Source organism: Methylobacterium isbiliense, assembly GCF_022179325.1.
Classification (GTDB): Bacteria; Pseudomonadota; Alphaproteobacteria; order Rhizobiales; family Beijerinckiaceae; genus Methylobacterium; species Methylobacterium isbiliense.
Genome location: NZ_BPQQ01000022.1, coordinates 194,803 through 210,387, shown reverse-complemented (window position 1 = coordinate 210,387; position 15,585 = coordinate 194,803). Strand labels below are relative to the sequence as shown.

The following is a 15,585-nucleotide window of genomic DNA, read 5'->3' as shown; positions in this document are numbered from 1 at the left end:
CGGCATGGTCGCGGGAGGCCCGCCGTTCCTCACCCGCGGCGTCCCCTTTCCGGCACCGTGGGTCCTGCGCACGCCCGGCGAGGGCGCCCCGCCCGGGCCGCCCCCGCGCGTCGCCTCTGCCCCGGATCCCTCGGCTGCGGACGCCGCCCGCCCGCCGGTCATCGCGGGCGTCGGCTTCCGGCACGCGACCGGCGCGGAGGAGATCGCCGCGCTGGTGCGCGACGCACTCGACCGGGCGGGCTGCGCGGCCGGGCAGCTCGGGGCGCTCGCCACCGCCGAGGACCGGGCCGGGGAGGCCGCCGTGCAGGCGGCGGCGGCCGCGCTCGGGGTCGCGGTGGTCGGCATCGGCGTCGAGGATCTGCGCGAGGCCGGACGGCGGGGGCTGACGCGCTCGGGCCGCATCGAGGCCCTGCGGGGCGTGGGCTCGCTCGCCGAGGCGGCCGCGCTCGCCGCCGCCGGACCGGAGGGGCGGCTGGTGCTCGCGCGCATCGCCAGCCCCGGCGCCACCTGCGCGCTCGCGCGCGCCGCCACGAGCGCGGGAGACACCGCATGACCATCCACTTCATCGGCGCCGGCCCGGGCGCGGCCGACCTCATCACGGTGCGCGGGCGCGACCTGATCGCGCGCTGCCCGGTCTGCCTCTATGCGGGCTCGATCGTCGCGCCCGAGATCCTGTCGTGGTGCCCGCCGGGCGCCCGCCGCATCGACACGGCGCCGCTCGACCTCGACGCGATCCTGGCCGAGATGCGGGCGGCGCATGCGCGGGGCGAGGAGGTGGCGCGGCTGCATTCGGGCGACCTGTCGCTCTACAGCGCGCTGGCCGAGCAGACGAGGCGACTCGACGCGCTCGGCATCCCGTACACGCTCACCCCCGGCGTGCCGGCCTTCGCGGCGGCGGCCGCCGCGCTCGGGCGCGAGCTGACCGTGCCGGAGGTGGCGCAATCCGTCGTCCTCACCCGCACGAGCGGGCGGGCCTCGGCGATGCCCGAGGCCGAGCGGCTGGCGGCCTTCGCGGCCACGGGCGCGACGCTGGCGCTCCACCTCTCGATCCACGTGATCGACCGCATCGCCGCCGAGCTGATCCCGCATTACGGGCCCGATTGTCCGGCGGCCGTGGTCTACCGCGCCTCCTGGCCCGACGAGCGGGTGCTGCGCGGCACGCTCGCGCGCATCGCGGGTCAGGCGGCGCAGGCGCGCCTGGAGCGCACCGCGCTGATCCTGGTGGGACCCGCCCTCGGGGCGGAGGATTTTCGCGAGAGCGCACTCTATGCGGCCGGCTACGACCGGCGGTTCCGGCCGGGCGGCGCCGTCGGCGGCTGAGCCGCCTCACCCCGCCGGATGGAACGGCGCGTGACCGACGAGGCCGCCGTCGCGGTCGAACACCGCCACTTCGAGGGCGATGCCGGCACCCGCGAGGGCCCGGGCGGCCGTGGCCCAGGCGTGGCGGGCGACCACGTCGCCGAGGGGCAGGTCGTGGGCGCGGGCGATCTGCAGCACTTCGAGGGCCGTGTTGGCGCTGAGCGCGCGGCGGGCGAGGTCCGGGCCGGCGCCGGCCTCGGCGAGGCGCTCGCCCAGCCACGCGAGGTCGACCGGGCCGGCCCGGGAATGCAGGTCGAGAAGCCCGGCGCCGAGCTTCGCCATCTTGGCGATGCCGCCCGCCACCGTGACGCGGGGCACCGGGTGGCGGCGCAGGTACTTCAGCATGCCGCCCGCGAAGTCGCCCATGTCGATGAGGGCGGGGTCGGAGAGCCCGTGCATCCGCTGCACCGCCGCCTCCGAGGTCGAGCCGGTGGCGCCCGCCACGTGAGTCAGGGCCGAGGCGCGCGCCACGTCGATGCCGCGGTGGATCGTGTCGATCCAGGCCGCGCAGCTGTACGGCACCACGATGCCGGTCGTGCCGAGCACCGAGAGCCCGCCGACGATGCCGAGGCGCGGGTTGAGGGTGCGGGCGGCGAGCGCCTGTCCGCCCGGGATCGCGATCTCGACCACCGCATCGGGCGGGGCCGTGCGCTCGGCCGCCTCGGCCAGGGCCGCGGCGATCATGCGCCGCGGCATCGGGTTGATGGCGGGCTCGCCCACCGGCAGCGGCAGGCCCGGCCGGGTCACGGTACCGACGCCCTCGCCGGCCCTGAACACGACGCCCGAACCGGGAGGGCCGGGGCGCAATGTGGCGACCACGAGGACGCCGTGGGTGACGTCCGGGTCGTCGCCCGCATCCTTGACGATCCCGGCGCGGGCGCCGCCCGGCACCGGCTCGGCCAGCGCCAGCGCGAAGGCCGGGCGGGCGCCGCCCGGCAGGGGAATGGCGACCGGATCGGGGAACACGCCGGTGCGCAGGCCCTGCCACGCGGCCTTGGCCGCCGCCGCCGCGCAGGCGCCGGTGGTCCAGCCGCGCCGCAGGGGGCCGCTCGGTCGGGTGTCGTCCATGGGCGGCGTGGTATCACCCGGGCGCGCCGGGGTAAAAGGCGCCCCTCGTTGGAGATCCCGCCGTGACCGAACCCGCCGCCCGCGGCCTGCTCGTCGCCGCGCCCCGCTCGGGGTCGGGCAAGACCACCGTGACCCTCGCGCTCCTGCGCGCGCTGGCGCGGCGGGGCCTGCGCGTCGCCGGGGCGAAGTGCGGGCCGGACTACATCGACCCGGCCTTCCACGCCGCCGCCACGGGCCGCCCGAGCGTCAACCTCGACAGCTTCGCGATGACGGACGCGCTGCTCGACGCCGCGGCCGGGATGGCCGGGCAGGGGGCCGACCTCGTGGTGGCCGAGGGCTCGATGGGCCTGTTCGACGGGGTGGCGGCGGCGGAGGGCCGCAGCGGCGCCAACGCGGACGTGGCGGCCCGCTACGGCTGGCCGGTGATCCTCGTCCTCGACGTGTCGGGGGCGGCGCAATCGGCCGCCGCCGTGGCGCTCGGCTGCCGCCTGTACGATCCGCGGCTCACCGTCGCCGGGGTGATCCTCAACAAGGTCGCGAGCCCGCGCCACCGGCGGCTCGTCGAGGCCGGCCTCGCCCGGGTCGGCCTGCCGGTGCTCGGGGCGCTCGCGCGCGACGCGAGCCTCGTGCTGCCCGAGCGCCATCTCGGCCTCGTGCAGGCGGAGGAGACCGGCGACCTCGCGGCCCGCCTCGACCGGCTCGCGGAACTGGCCGAGGCGGGGCTCGACCTCGACGCGATCGCCGCCGCGGCGGCAGGCCGGGTGCCGCCGGCCTCCGGCGCCCTGCCGCCGCCCCCCGGCCAGCGCATCGCGCTCGCGCGGGACGCGGCCTTCTCGTTCGTCTATCCGCACATGGCGGCGGGCTGGCGGGCGGCGGGAGCCGAGATTCATCTCTTCTCCCCGCTCGCCGACGAGGCGCCGCCGGAGGCCTGCGATGCCTGCTGGCTGCCCGGCGGCTACCCGGAGTTGCAGGCCGGGCGCCTCGCGGCCGCCGATACTTTCCTCTCCGGCCTGCGGGCCTTCGCCCGCACCCGCCCGGTCCACGGGGAATGCGGCGGCTACATGGTGCTCGGCGAGGGGCTGGAGGATGCGGAGGGCGTGCGCCACGCGATGGCGGGCCTCCTGCCGGTCGCCACCTCGTACGCAAGGCGCAAGCTGCATCTCGGCTACCGGGTGGCGACGCTGCTCGCCGACGGCCCGCTCGGCCGCGCGGGCGCGCGCCTCGTCGGGCACGAATTCCACTACGCGAGCGAGCTGACGGCCCCACCGGACGAGACCGAGGCGCTCGCCCGCGTCACCGACGGCGAGGACCGTCCGCTCGGCCTCGCCGGGCACCGGCGCGGACAGGTCAGCGGCAGCTTCTTCCACCTGATCGGGCCGCGGTGAGACCGGGGAGCGGTGGCTGATTCGCCCGCGCCGGATTCCGGACCGGTCGTGGAGGACGTCCCGAGTGTCATCTTCGGCGCAGTGGCCGTCGCCCCCCTTCAGCGCCGCGACGCCACGTAGGCGCGCCAGCCGCCGAACTCCGTGACCTCCTCGGCCTCGGCCACCGCATGCGCCTCGCAGAGGAAGCCCGACACCGCCGTGCCGTCCTCGAGCGTGATGCGGCCGATGCCGAGCGGCGCGGGGATCGCCGCCGCGAAGCGCCCGAAGGCGGCGGGGTCCAGCGACCAGACCTCCACGGCGAGGCCCGGGCCGGCAAAGCCCGGCGCGCGCACGAGGCCGGGCTTCGGCGGCGTGGTGCCGGGCAGCGCGTAGAGGCGGTAATCCGGCGCCGTGCGCGCGGCGCGCACGAGGCGGCCGCCGAGATCGGTGAGTTCGCGGTTGAGCGGCAGGCCCGTGAGATGGGCACCGACCACCACCAGGGGGATGCGCCCGTCGGCGGGCGGCGCGACCCGGCTCTCCTCCGGCAGCGCCGCCTCGCGCAGGCGGCCGAGGCCCGGGGCGGCCTCGCGGTGGAGCGCATCCGCCAGCGGCGCGAGCGCGTCGTCCGAGAAGGCGCGGCCGACCAGCGTGACGCCGGCCGGCAACCCGTCCGGCCGGAACCCCGCCGGCACGGCGATGGCCGCGCAATCGAGCAGGTTCGCGAAGTTGGTGTAGAGGCCGAGCCGCGCATTCAGCGTGATCGGGTCGGCCTGCATCGCCTCGACCGTATAGGTGGTGGGGGCAGTGGGGAGCAGCAGGGCATCGACCGCGGCCCAGGTCGCCTCGGTCTGCCGGCGCAGCGCCTCCAGCCGGTACTGGCCCCGGAAGGCATCCACCGCCGAGTAGGCCCGGGCCGACTCGACGATGCGGCGGACCGCCGGGTCGATCGCGTCCGGGTTCGCCGTCGCGAAGGCCTCGATGGCCGCCAGCCGCTCGGCCACCCAGGGGCCGTCGTAGAGCAGGCTCGCGGCCTCGCGGAACGGCGCGTAGTCGAAGGGCACGAGGGTCCAGCCGAGGCGCTCGGCCCGGGCGCAGGCCGCGTCGTAGAGACGCTCGGCCTCGGCATCGCCGAAGAACTCCCGCTCGGCCCCCGCGAGCACGCCGATCCGCGGGGCGGCCGGAAGGGCGCGCGGCGCGGGGCGGCGCGCATACGGATCCGCGGGATCGAAGCCCTCCGCCACCCGCCGCACCGTGACCGCGTCGCCGACCGTGAGCGCGAAGACCGAGATGCAGTCGAGGCTGCGGCAGGCCGGGACGAGGCCGGTGGTGCTGATGAGGCCGCGGCTCGGCTTGAGGCCGACGAGGTTGTTGAAGGCCGCCGGCACCCGGCCCGATCCGGCCGTGTCGGTGCCGAGCGCGAAGGCCGCGAGACCCGCCGCCACCGCCACCGCCGAGCCGGAACTCGACCCGCCGGAGATGAAGGCCGGATCGAACACGCTGCGGGGCGCCCCGTAGGGCGAGCGGGTGCCGTTGAGCCCGGTGGCGAACTGGTCGAGGTTGGTCTTGCCGACCACGAGCGCGCCGGCCGCCTTGAGCCGCGCCACCGCCACCGCATCCGTCTCCGGCGTGAACGCGAAGGCCGGGCAGGCGGCGGTGGTGGGCAGGCCCGCCACGTCGATGTTGTCCTTGACCGCGAAGGGCACGCCCCAGAGCGGCAGCGAGCCCGGCTCCGGCGCCCGCGCCATCAGGGCGGCGGCCGCCTCCCGCAGGGCGGCCGGCGAGACGGGCGTGATGAACGCGGCCGGGTCGGCGGCGGCGATCCGCTCGGCGAGCGCCGCCGCGAGATCGAGCGGGGTGAACGCCCCCGACGCGTAGAGCGCCCGAAGACGCGTCAGATCGAACACCGCCGGCAGCATCACGCGCACCCGTCCTTGACCCCGGCGCAATTGGCGCCGCCGCGCCCGCACAGGCAAGAGCCGGGCCTCACGGAGCCCGGCCTCGCCATGCGCCCGGCCTCACGTGACGGCGCGCGGCATCCGGAACGGCAGCATCAGCCGCACCAGCGGGTGGCGGAAGCGGTCGAGGTCCAGGGCCTCGTGGACCGGCTGCACCGGCTCGCCGCAGATCCGGGCGGAGAGGAGCGAGCGGGAGTAGAACGGCGCGTCCTCGAAGCGGCGCAGCACCGCGGCGGCGCCGTCGTCGCTGCGCGTCGCGCGCGGCAGGCGCCAGAGCGTCCGGGGCAGGGCGGCCGGCACCGGCGGTTCGATCGGCCGGGGCGTGCCGTCCGGGTCGAAGCGCAGCGAGAGGTCCTGGCGGGAGCCGTCCCGGCGCAGCACGTCGTAGAGGATCGCCGCGCCGCGGCGCAGGGTGGAGCGCGACCACGTCCAGCTCCGGAAAGAGTCTTCCAGCGGCCCGTCGCCGTCGTTGGTGTCGAAATAGGCGTGGCCCTGCCAGCGCAGGGCCGGGCGCTCCAGCGCCACCTCGATCCGCGAGGCCGGCGCGAGCGGCCACCAGCGGTGGCGCCCCTCGGCGTCGAGGGTGAAGGGGCCGGGCGTGATCCCCTCCGGCCGCACCGTGATGGTGCCCGACAGGCGCGAGGGCAGGGGGGCGGTCACCTCCGCGACCCGGATGCGCAGCGCCGTGCCGTCCCATTCGAGGGAACTCGGGCCGATGGCGAGGGTGCGGGCGTCGCGGATCACGCTGCGGCGGCGCCGCTCGGTCATGGCCCAGCGGCCGGGGGAGCCGTACAGCACGACGTTGACGGCGCAATGGTCGAGCGGGTCGCGCCAGCCGCTCCAGGCGTAGTAGGGCGAGAAGACGCTGCCCAGGAAGGCGATGACCGTGAGGCCGTGGCGGCCGTCGTCGCTCACCCCGTCGACGTACCACCACGCGTAGCCGCCCGGGGCGACGGGCGCGTCGAAGCGAGGTCCTGCAGGATGCTCGCCGCCGCGAGCCGGCCCGACTGCGCCGCCATCGGCACGCCCGGCCCCGGATGGACGCTCCCCCCCGCCAGGTAGAGCCCCGGCAGCCGCGTGCGCGCCCCCGGCCGCCGGAACGAGGCCATCCATCCATGCGAGGCACGGCCGTAGAGCGCCCCGCCCGTCGCCGGGAAGAGCCGCGCGAAATCCTCCGGGGTGGTCGTTGTGCGGGCCTCCTCCGTCAGCGTCAGGCCGCAGGCCGAGAGGCGCCGGGTCATGGTGGCGTGGCATCGGGCGATCTCCTCCGGATCGGCGGGGCCGTCGCGGGCCGGCGCGTTGACGAGGCAGAGCAGGGGCTCGGGGCCTTCGGGCTCCGGCCCGTCATCGCCGCGCGCCTGCGCGCAGACGTAGACGGTAGGGTCCCGGGGCGGGCCGTGCGCCAGGTCGGCGAATTCGCGCGCGTAGTCGTCCGAGAAGAAGACGTTGTGGCGCACGAGCGGGAAGCCCGCGGGCCGGGCCGCGAGCGCGAAGGTGATGGCCGAGAGCGAGCGCTCGGCGGCCGGCACCGGATCGACGGCGCGCGCCGCGTCCGGTCCGAACAGGCCCGCGGCCAGGGCCGCCACGTCCGCGTTCGCCACCACGCGGGTGGCGGGCAGGCGCTCGCCGTCGTCGAGGTCGACCCCCGCGACCCGCCCGCCCTCGACCACGATGCGCCGCACCCGCGCGCCGTAGCGGATCTCCGCGCCGCGCTCCGCGGCGAGGTCGGCGCAGGCCTGGGCGAGCCGCGACAGGCCGCCCTCGATGGTCCAGACGCCGTCGAGTTCGACATGCGCGACCAGCATCAGGGTCGCGGGCGCCGAGAAGGGCGAGGAGCCGCAATAGGTGGCGTAGCGGCCGAAGAGCTGGCGCAGGCGCGGATCGCGGAAGGTGTCGCAGAGCGCGGTCCAGAGGGTCACGAAGGGCTGGATGCGCCACAGGTCCCCGAGGCCCCACGGCCCGACCCGCATCGCGAGGTCGACGGGGGTGGGGCGGAAATCCCGGATGAAGGGCTTTTCCAGCGTCCGGTAGATCTCGGCGGCGCGGGTGCGGAACTGCCGGAAGCCCTCCGCCTCGCGCGGGCCGGCGAAGTCCGCGATCGCCGCCTCCGAGCGGGCCGGGTCGGCGAAGAGGTCGAGGCGCTCGGAGGCGGTCCAGGCATGCCGCGCCAGGATCGCCGCGGGGGCGAGGCGCACCCGCGCGGCGAGATCGGCCCCGGCCTCGGCGAAGATCTCCTCGAACACCCAGCGCATGGTGAAGACGGTCGGTCCCGCCTCCACCGAGAGCGGACCGGCCGGCACGCGCCGCATCTTGCCACCGGGGGCCGGAGCCGCCTCCAGCAGGGTGACGGGCAGCCCGGCCGCCGCCAGGCCGAGGGCGGCCGCGAGCCCGCCTACCCCGGCACCGATCACCACCGCCCGCTCCTGCACCACCGCCGCAACCCCGCCGTTGATCTCGCGATCCGATAGTGTCAATCATAGTGGACAGTTTCAGACGTTCAAACGAAATGACACTTGAACGCGATGCCCCGAGGGAGGCGCCTATGGACGACGGTCAGCGGATCGAGCGAGCCCTTGACGTAGCCGTGGCCCACGCGGAGGCACCCGGCGCGCCGCCGCTCCTCGCGGAGGCGATCCGCTACGCGGTGTTTCCCGGCGGGCACCGGATCCGGCCGCGCCTGTGCCTCGCGGTCGCGCGGGCCTGCGGCGACGACGATCCGGTCGCCGCCGACTCGGCAGCCGCCGCGATCGAGCTTCTGCACTGCGCCTCGCTCGTCCACGACGATCTGCCGTGCTTCGACGACGCGCCGATGCGGCGCCAGAAGCCCTCCGTGCACAGGGCCTTCGGCGAGCCGATCGCGCTGCTCACGGGCGACGCGCTGATCGTGCTCGCCTTCGAGACCCTGGCGCGCGGCGCCGCGCGCGTTCCGACGCGCCTCGCCGCGCTCGTCGGGCTGATGGCCCGGGCGGCCGGCTCGCCGAACGGCATCTGCGCGGGGCAGGCCTGGGAATCGGAGCCGAGCGTGGGCCTCTCGGCCTACCAGCAGGCCAAGACCGGGGCGCTGTTCGCCGCCGCGACGGTGGCGGGCGCGGCGGCGGCCGGGGCCGAGCCGATGCCGTGGCGGCTCCTCGGCGAGTATCTCGGCGAGGCCTACCAAGTGGCCGACGACCTGCGCGACGTCGCCTGCCGCCAGGAGGAGGTCGGCAAGCCGGTCGGGCGCGACGCCACCCTCGGGCGGCCGAACGCGGCGGCGCTGCTGGGCATGGAGGGGGCGCTGCACCGCCTCGCCGACCTCGCCCGCGAGGCCGTGGCGGTGATCCCCGACTGCCGCGGGGCCGAGCGCCTGCGCGAGGAGATCCAGGCCCAGACCCGGCTGTTCCTGCCCGCGCGGGTGACCGCGGAACTGGCGGCGTAGGCGGCGCGGGAATCCTCGCGCTCAAGGGAAGAGCGCGGCGGCCGACGAATGCCGGGGAGGGGCGGGCTGCCCCGCAGCCACAGCCCGAGGGCGAGCACCCATCATGGCGCGAGCGACCCCTGAAGCCGACCTGTCGGCAGCCCCGCCGCCCCGCGCAGCCGGCTGGCGCGAGCGCTGGCTCGCCTTCCGCCACCGGCTGGTCGCGCGCCCCGCCTTCCAGCGCTGGGCGGCGGGGTTTCCCCTCACGCGGGCGGTGGCGCAGCGCAACGCGCGGGCGCTGTTCGATCTCTGCGCCGGCTTCGTCTACGCGCAGGTGCTGACGGCCTGCGTGCGGCTCGACCTGTTCCGGATGCTGGCCGACGGGCCGCTGCCGCCGGAGACGGTCGCCGGCCGCGTGGGCCTGCCGCCCGACTCGGCCCGGCTGCTCCTGCGCGCCGCCGCTTCCCTCGACCTCCTCACGCCGCTGCCGGACGGGCGCTACGCCCTCGCCGATCTCGGCGCCGCGCTCCTCGGCAATCCCGGCGTCGCCGCGATGATCACCCACCACGCCATGCTGTACGACGACCTGCGCGACCCGGTGGCGCTGCTGCGCCGGGAGGGCGGGCCGACGCGGCTCGCGGCCTACTGGGGCTATGCCGGCGCCGCCGATCCGGCGGGGCTGCCGGACGAGGCCACCGGCCCCTACAGCGCCCTGATGGGCGCCTCGCAGGCGCTGATCGCGGGCGACATCCTCGACGCGTGGCCCCTCGCGCGGCACCGGCGCCTGCTCGACATCGGCGGGGGCGAGGGCGCCTTCGCGATCGCGGCGCTGCGGCGCCATCCGCAGCTGCGCCTGACCCTGTTCGACCTGCCGCCGGTGGCGGCCCGAGCCCGGGCGCGATTCGCCGCCGAGGGGCTGGCGGAGCGCGCCGAGGCGGTCGGCGGCAGCTTCCACGCGGGCCTGCCGCCCGGCGCGGACGCCGTCTCGCTCGTGCGCGTGGTGCACGACCACGACGACGCGCCGGCCCTCGCCCTCCTGCGCGCCGCCCACGCGGCGCTCGCCCCCGGCGGCACGCTGCTGCTGGCCGAGCCGATGGCCGGGACCCCCGGGGCCGAGCCGGTGGGGGATGCGTATTTCGGCTTCTACCTGCTGGCGATGGGCAGCGGGCGCCCCCGCACCGCCGCCGAACTCGCCGGCATGCTCACCCGCGCCGGCTTCTCGGCCGTGCGCGAGGTGCCCACCCGCCGGCCGATGCTCACGCGCCTGCTCATCGCCGAACGGCCGCCGGAACAGCGCGTTTCCCACTCACATGTGTAAACTCAACTTGACGCTCTCTAGTGCACCACTAAGATGACACTTGCTGCACAAAGCGGCACGCGCCCGGCGAGGGCGGAGACGGCGGACCCCATGCACGCGCTGGCCGTGATCCTCGACAGACCCGAACGGCTCCGCCTCGACCGGCTGGCGCTCGCCGCCCCGGGCGCGGCCGACGCCGTGGTGGCGGTGGCCTGGAGCGGCATCAGCACCGGAACCGAACGCCTGCTCTGGTCGGGCCGCATGCCGGACTTCCCCGGCATGGGCTATCCGCTGGTGCCGGGCTACGAATCCGCCGGCTGGGTGGTGGAGGCCGGTCCCGCCTCGGGCCGCCGGGTCGGCGAGTTCGTGTTCGTGCCCGGCGCCCGCTGCTTCGGGCCGGTGCGCGGGCTGTTCGGCGGGGCGGCCTCGCACCTCGTTGTCGAGGGCGCGCGGCTCCTGCCCCTCGACGAGGGCCTGGGCGAGCGCGGCATCCTGATGGCGCTCGCCGCCACGGCCTACCACGCGCTGTCGGGCAGCGAGGGCGGGGGGCGCCACCTGATCGTCGGGCACGGCACGCTGGGGCGGCTGCTCGCGCGGCTGGCCCTCCTGGCGGGCGCCGAGCCGGTGGTGTGGGAGCGCGACCCCGCGCGGCGCGCGGGCGCGCACGGCTACGCGGTGATCGACCCCGAGAGCGACGAGACCGATTACGCGCGCATCACCGACGTCAGCGGCGATGCCGGACTCCTCGACGCGCTGATCGCCCGGATGCGGCCCGGCGGCGAAATCGTGCTCGCGGGCTTCTACGAGGCGCCCCTCGGCTTCGCCTTCCCGCCGGCCTTCCTGCGCGAGGCGCGCCTGCGCGTCTCGGCCCAGTGGCGCCCCGACGACCTGCAGGCCGTCGCCGCCCTGGTGGCCGGAGGCGCGCTCGGCCTCGACGGCCTCATCACGCATCGCCGCGGGGCGAGCGAGGCGCCGGGGGCCTACGCCACCGCCTTCGGCGACCCCGACTGCCTCAAGATGGTCCTCGACTGGAGAGCCTGTTCATGACCGCAGCGCTGAACGGAGCCGTCCTGCGCTCCGCCGGTCCGCCGGCCGCCCTCCTGCGCGCCGAGGCCGCGATCGCCCCCGGTCCGGTGCCGGTCGCGGCCACGCGCGAGACACAGATCATCGCCATCTACGGCAAGGGCGGCATCGGCAAGAGCTTCACGCTCGCCAACCTCTCCTACATGCTGGCCCAGCAGGGCAAGCGCGTGCTGCTCATCGGCTGCGATCCGAAGAGCGACACCACTTCGCTGCTGTTCGGCGGGCGGGCCTGCCCGACCATCATCGAGACCTCGACCCGCAAGAAGCTCGCGGGCGAGGCGGTCGCCATCGAGGACGTCTGCTTCAAGCGCGACGGCGTGTTCGCGATGGAGCTGGGCGGGCCGGAGGTCGGTCGCGGCTGCGGCGGACGCGGCATCATCCACGGCTTCGAGCTGCTCGAGAAGCTCGGCTTCCACGACTGGGGCTTCGACTACGTCCTGCTCGACTTCCTGGGCGACGTGGTCTGCGGCGGCTTCGGCCTGCCGATCGCCCGCGACATGTGCCAGAAGGTCGTGGTCGTCGGCTCGAACGACCTGCAGTCGCTCTACGTCGCCAATAACGTCTGCTCGGCGGTGGAGTATTTCCGCAAGCTCGGCGGCAATGTCGGGGTGGGCGGCCTCGTCATCAACAAGGACGACGGCACGGGCGAGGCGCAGGCCTTCGCGGAGGCGGTCGGCATCCCGGTGCTGGCCTCGATCCCGGCCGACGACGACATCCGCAAGAAGAGCGCGAACTACGAGATCATCGGCCGGCCCGACGGGCGCTGGGGCTCGCTGTTCGCCAGCCTCGCCGGGAACGTCGCGGACGCGCTCCCGCACCAGCCCAGGCCCCTGAGCCAGGACGCGCTGCTCGGCCTGTTCAAAGGCGAGGCGGTGGGACGCGGCGTGGTGCTGGAGCCCGCGAGCCTGGAGGACATGTGCGGGCGCCCGCTCACGCAAAAACTCTCCCTCGAAGTCGTCTACGACACGGTGTGAGCATGGGCGCCACCCTCGACATCGCGGCGCTGCGCGCCCGGAGCACCGCTCCGCCGGAGGGCGTCGACCTCGCGGCGGCCCGGGAGGACGGCCACGGCTGCCATTCGGGCAAGGCGGCCCTCGACAAGGCGGCCCTGCAGGCGGCGACTCAGGCCGCGGGCCTCGGCGAGACCCTGGCGGCGCTCAAGCGCGACTACCCGGCCGGTCCCCACGACCAGCCCCAGAGCATGTGCCCGGCCTTCGGCTCGCTGCGGGTGGGCCTCAGGATGCGGCGCACCGCCACGATCCTCTCGGGCTCGGCCTGCTGCGTCTACGGCCTCACCTTCACGTCGCACTTCTACGGCGCGCGCCGCACGGTCGGCTACGTGCCGTTCAACTCCGAGACCCTCGTCACCGGCAAGCTGTTCGAGGACATCCGCGAGGCGGTGCACGCGGTCGCCGACCCGGCCCAGCACGACGCGGTGGTGGTGATCAACCTGTGCGTGCCCACCGCGTCCGGCGTGCCGCTGCGGCTGCTGCCGCGGGAGATCGACGGGGTGCGCATCATCGGCATCGACGTGCCGGGCTTCGGGGTGCCGACACACGCCGAAGCCAAGGACGTGCTCGCCGGCGCGATGCTGAAGGTGGCGCGCGCGGAAGCGGAGCGCGGGCCGGTGGCCGCCCCCCGCCAGGGCCGCGACGGACGCCCGAGCGTGACGCTGCTCGGCGAGATGTTTCCGGCCGACCCGGTCCAGATCGGCGCGCTGCTCGACCCGCTCGGGCTCGCGCTCGGCCCCGTGGTGCCGACGCGGGAGTGGCGGGAGCTCTACGCCGCCCTCGACGGCACGGCGGTCGCGGCGATCCACCCGTTCTACACCGCCTGCACCCGCGAGTTCGAGGCGGCGGGCCGCCCGGTCTTCGGCTCGGCCCCGGTCGGCCACGACGGCACCGCCGCGTGGCTCGACGCGGTAGGGGAGGCCTGCGGGGTGGCGCGCGCCACGGTGGCGGCGGCCAAGAACCGGATCCTGCCGGCGATCCGGGCGGCGCTTGCCGCAAGCCCGATCCGCGGGCGGATCACGCTTTCGGGCTACGAGGGCTCGGAACTCCTCGTCGCGCGCCTCCTCGTCGAGAGCGGGGCCGAGGTGCCCTATGTCGGCACGGCCTGCCCGCGCACGCGCTTCTCGGATGCCGACCGGGAGTGGCTGGAGGCCCGCGGCACGCAGGTGCGGTTCCGCGCCTCGCTGGAGCAGGACCTCGCGGCGCTCGACGACCACGCGCCGGATCTGGCCGTCGGCACGACCCCGGTGGTGCAGAAGGCCAAGGAGCGGGCGATCCCCGCCCTCTACTTCACCAACCTGATCTCGGCCCGCCCGCTGATGGGCGTGGCGGGCGCCGGTTCGCTGGCGCAGGTGGTCAATGCCGCGCTCGGCAACCGCGACCGCTTCGCCGCCATGCGGGCGTTCTTCTCGGGCGTCGGCGAGGGCGACGCGGCCGGCATCTGGGAGGACGTGCCCAAGGCTCCTCCGGCGCTCAAGGTCCTGCCCAAGCGCCCCGCTCCGCCGATCGGGGAGATGGCCTGATGCTCGTCCTCGATCACGACCGCGCGGGCGGCTACTGGGGCGCCGTCTACATCTTCACGGCGATCAAGGGCCTGCAGGTGGTCATCGACGGCCCGGTCGGCTGCGAGAACCTGCCGGTGACCTCGGTGCTGCACTACACCGACGCGCTGCCCCCGCACGAACTGCCAATCGTGGTGACGGGCCTCGCCGAGGAGGAGCTCGGCCGCCACGGCACCGAGGGGGCGATGAAGCGCGCCCACGCGACCCTCGACCCGACCCAGCCGAGCGTGGTCGTGACGGGCTCGATCGCCGAGATGATCGGCGGCGGCGTGACGCCCGAGGGCACCAACCTGCAGCGCTTCCTGCCGCGCACCATCGACGAGGACCAGTGGCAGGCCGCGGACCGTGCCCTGTCCTGGCTCTGGAACGAGTACGGGGCGAAGAAGGCGGGCCGCAAGGGCAGCGTTTCCAAGGGCGCCGCGCCGCGCGACCCCGCCGCCCGGCCGCGGGTCAACCTCATCGGGCCGGCCTACGGCACCTTCAACATGCCCTCCGACCTCGCGGAGATCCGCCGCCTCGTCGAGGGGATCGGCGCGGAGGTGAACCTCGTCTTCCCGCTCGGCTCCCACCTCGCGGACGTGCCGCGGCTGGCCGAGGCCGAGGCCAACATCTGCCTCTACCGCGAGTACGGGCGCCTCCTCTGCGAGGCCCTCGACCGGCCCTACCTGCAGGCGCCGATCGGCGTGCACAGCACGACCAAGTTCCTGCGGGCGCTGGGGGAGATCCTGGACCTCGACCCCGAGCCGTTCATCGCGCGCGAGAAGCACACCACGCTCAAGCCCCTGTGGGACCTCTGGCGCTCGGTGACGCAGGACTTTTTCGCCTCGGCGAGCTTCGGGGTGGTGGCGAGCGAGACCTATGCGCGGGGCCTGCGCCACTTCCTCGAGGACGAGATGGGGCTGCCCTGCCGCTTCGCGGTCGCGCGCACGGCCGGCACCAAGCCGGACAACGCGGCGGTGCGCCAGGCGATCCGCGAGACGCCGCCGCTGGTGCTGTTCGGCTCCTACAACGAGCGCATGTACCTCGCCGAGTGCGGGGGCAGGGCGGTCTACATCCCGGCCTCCTTCCCGGGCGCGGTGGTGCGCCGCCACACCGGCACGCCCTTCATGGGCTTCTCGGGCGCGACCTACCTCGTGCAGGAGGTCTGCAACGCGCTCTTCGACGCGCTCTTCCACATCCTGCCGCTCGCCCGCGACCTCGACGCCGTCGAGGCCACCCCGGCGCGGCTGCAGGCCGAACTGCCCTGGGACGAGAACGCGCGGACGCGGCTCGACCTGGCGGTCGGCGAAAGCCCAGTCCTGGTGCGGATCTCCTTCGCCAAGCGGCTGCGCGACGCGGCCGAGCGCGAGGCGCGGCGGCTCGGCACCGATCACGTCACCGAACTCTGCGTCGAGCGCGCCCGCTCGACGCTCGACGCGGCCGCCTGACGCCGCCGCGACACGCCATCCCGCCGCGGCGCAGGCCGCGGCGGCCGCCAGGACATCGGGCCGGGA

13 protein-coding genes are annotated in these 15,585 nt (G+C 75.7%); 9 read left to right on the top strand and 4 right to left on the bottom strand.

Translation table 11 applies throughout. The features are described from left to right. Positions 1-4 precede the first annotated feature (4 nt). On the top strand, positions 5-553 hold the full coding sequence (locus MFF61_RS10555; RefSeq protein ID WP_306423389.1) for a cobalamin biosynthesis protein: 549 nt from the start codon (positions 5-7) through the stop codon (positions 551-553). Continuing rightward, positions 550-1,320 (top strand): precorrin-4 C(11)-methyltransferase, encoded by a 771-nt coding sequence (gene cobM / locus MFF61_RS10550; RefSeq protein ID WP_238235067.1) that lies wholly within the window; start codon positions 550-552, stop codon positions 1,318-1,320. The genes MFF61_RS10555 and cobM overlap by 4 nt, the downstream gene beginning before the upstream one ends. 6 nt (positions 1,321-1,326) lie before the next feature. Here the strand turns inward: cobM and MFF61_RS10545 are convergent, their stop codons facing one another. Next, positions 1,327-2,427 carry a cobalt-precorrin-5B (C(1))-methyltransferase gene (locus tag MFF61_RS10545; RefSeq protein ID WP_238235066.1) on the bottom strand — a complete coding sequence of 367 codons (1,101 nt, stop codon included), beginning with the start codon at positions 2,425-2,427 and terminating at the stop codon, positions 1,327-1,329. 62 nt (positions 2,428-2,489) lie between these two features. Here MFF61_RS10545 and MFF61_RS10540 point away from each other — a divergent pair, with 62 nt between their 5' ends. After that, positions 2,490-3,812 (top strand): cobyrinic acid a,c-diamide synthase CobB, encoded by a 1,323-nt coding sequence (locus tag MFF61_RS10540; RefSeq protein ID WP_238235065.1) that lies wholly within the window; start codon positions 2,490-2,492, stop codon positions 3,810-3,812. Positions 3,813-3,910: 98 nt separating this feature from the next. On the opposite strand, the gene atzF is transcribed toward MFF61_RS10540, so the two are convergent. The 3 genes from atzF to crtD all read right to left on the bottom strand — a co-directional run bounded on the left by atzF (position 3,911) and on the right by crtD (position 8,178). Next, positions 3,911-5,707 carry an allophanate hydrolase gene (gene atzF, locus MFF61_RS10535; protein ID WP_238235178.1) on the bottom strand — a complete coding sequence of 599 codons (1,797 nt, stop codon included), beginning with the start codon at positions 5,705-5,707 and terminating at the stop codon, positions 3,911-3,913. A gap of 99 nt (positions 5,708-5,806) precedes the next feature. Beyond that, positions 5,807-6,661, bottom strand: coding sequence for a carotenoid 1,2-hydratase family protein (locus tag MFF61_RS10530; protein WP_238235064.1), 855 nt, complete (start codon positions 6,659-6,661; stop codon positions 5,807-5,809). Further along, entirely contained in the window at positions 6,658-8,178 is a 1,521-nt protein-coding gene (gene crtD, locus MFF61_RS10525; protein WP_238235177.1) for a 1-hydroxycarotenoid 3,4-desaturase CrtD, read from the bottom strand. Before crtD ends, MFF61_RS10530 begins: the two co-directional genes overlap by 4 nt. Positions 8,179-8,288: 110 nt before the next feature. Here crtD and MFF61_RS10520 point away from each other — a divergent pair, with 110 nt between their 5' ends. The 6 genes from MFF61_RS10520 to bchZ all read left to right on the top strand — a co-directional run bounded on the left by MFF61_RS10520 (position 8,289) and on the right by bchZ (position 15,519). Further along, the gene (locus MFF61_RS10520) at positions 8,289-9,161 is read left to right on the top strand and encodes a polyprenyl synthetase family protein (RefSeq protein ID WP_238235063.1); all 873 of its coding nucleotides are present in this window, start codon (positions 8,289-8,291) and stop codon (positions 9,159-9,161) included. Positions 9,162-9,264: 103 nt separating this feature from the next. Continuing rightward, the gene (locus MFF61_RS10515) at positions 9,265-10,458 is read left to right on the top strand and encodes a methyltransferase (protein ID WP_238235062.1); all 1,194 of its coding nucleotides are present in this window, start codon (positions 9,265-9,267) and stop codon (positions 10,456-10,458) included. A 90-nt stretch (positions 10,459-10,548) separates the two neighbouring features. Then, positions 10,549-11,484: a chlorophyll synthesis pathway protein BchC gene (gene bchC / locus MFF61_RS10510; protein ID WP_238235061.1), complete on the top strand. Its 936-nt coding sequence runs from the start codon at positions 10,549-10,551 to the stop codon at positions 11,482-11,484. Beyond that, entirely contained in the window at positions 11,481-12,494 is a 1,014-nt protein-coding gene (locus MFF61_RS10505; RefSeq protein WP_238235060.1) for a chlorophyllide a reductase iron protein subunit X, read from the top strand. Before bchC ends, MFF61_RS10505 begins: the two co-directional genes overlap by 4 nt. A gap of 2 nt (positions 12,495-12,496) precedes the next feature. Then, positions 12,497-14,053: a chlorophyllide a reductase subunit Y gene (gene bchY, locus MFF61_RS10500; protein ID WP_238235059.1), complete on the top strand. Its 1,557-nt coding sequence runs from the start codon at positions 12,497-12,499 to the stop codon at positions 14,051-14,053. After that, on the top strand, positions 14,053-15,519 hold the full coding sequence (gene bchZ / locus MFF61_RS10495; protein ID WP_238235058.1) for a chlorophyllide a reductase subunit Z: 1,467 nt from the start codon (positions 14,053-14,055) through the stop codon (positions 15,517-15,519). The genes bchY and bchZ overlap by 1 nt, the downstream gene beginning before the upstream one ends. Positions 15,520-15,585: the final 66 nt, after the last annotated feature.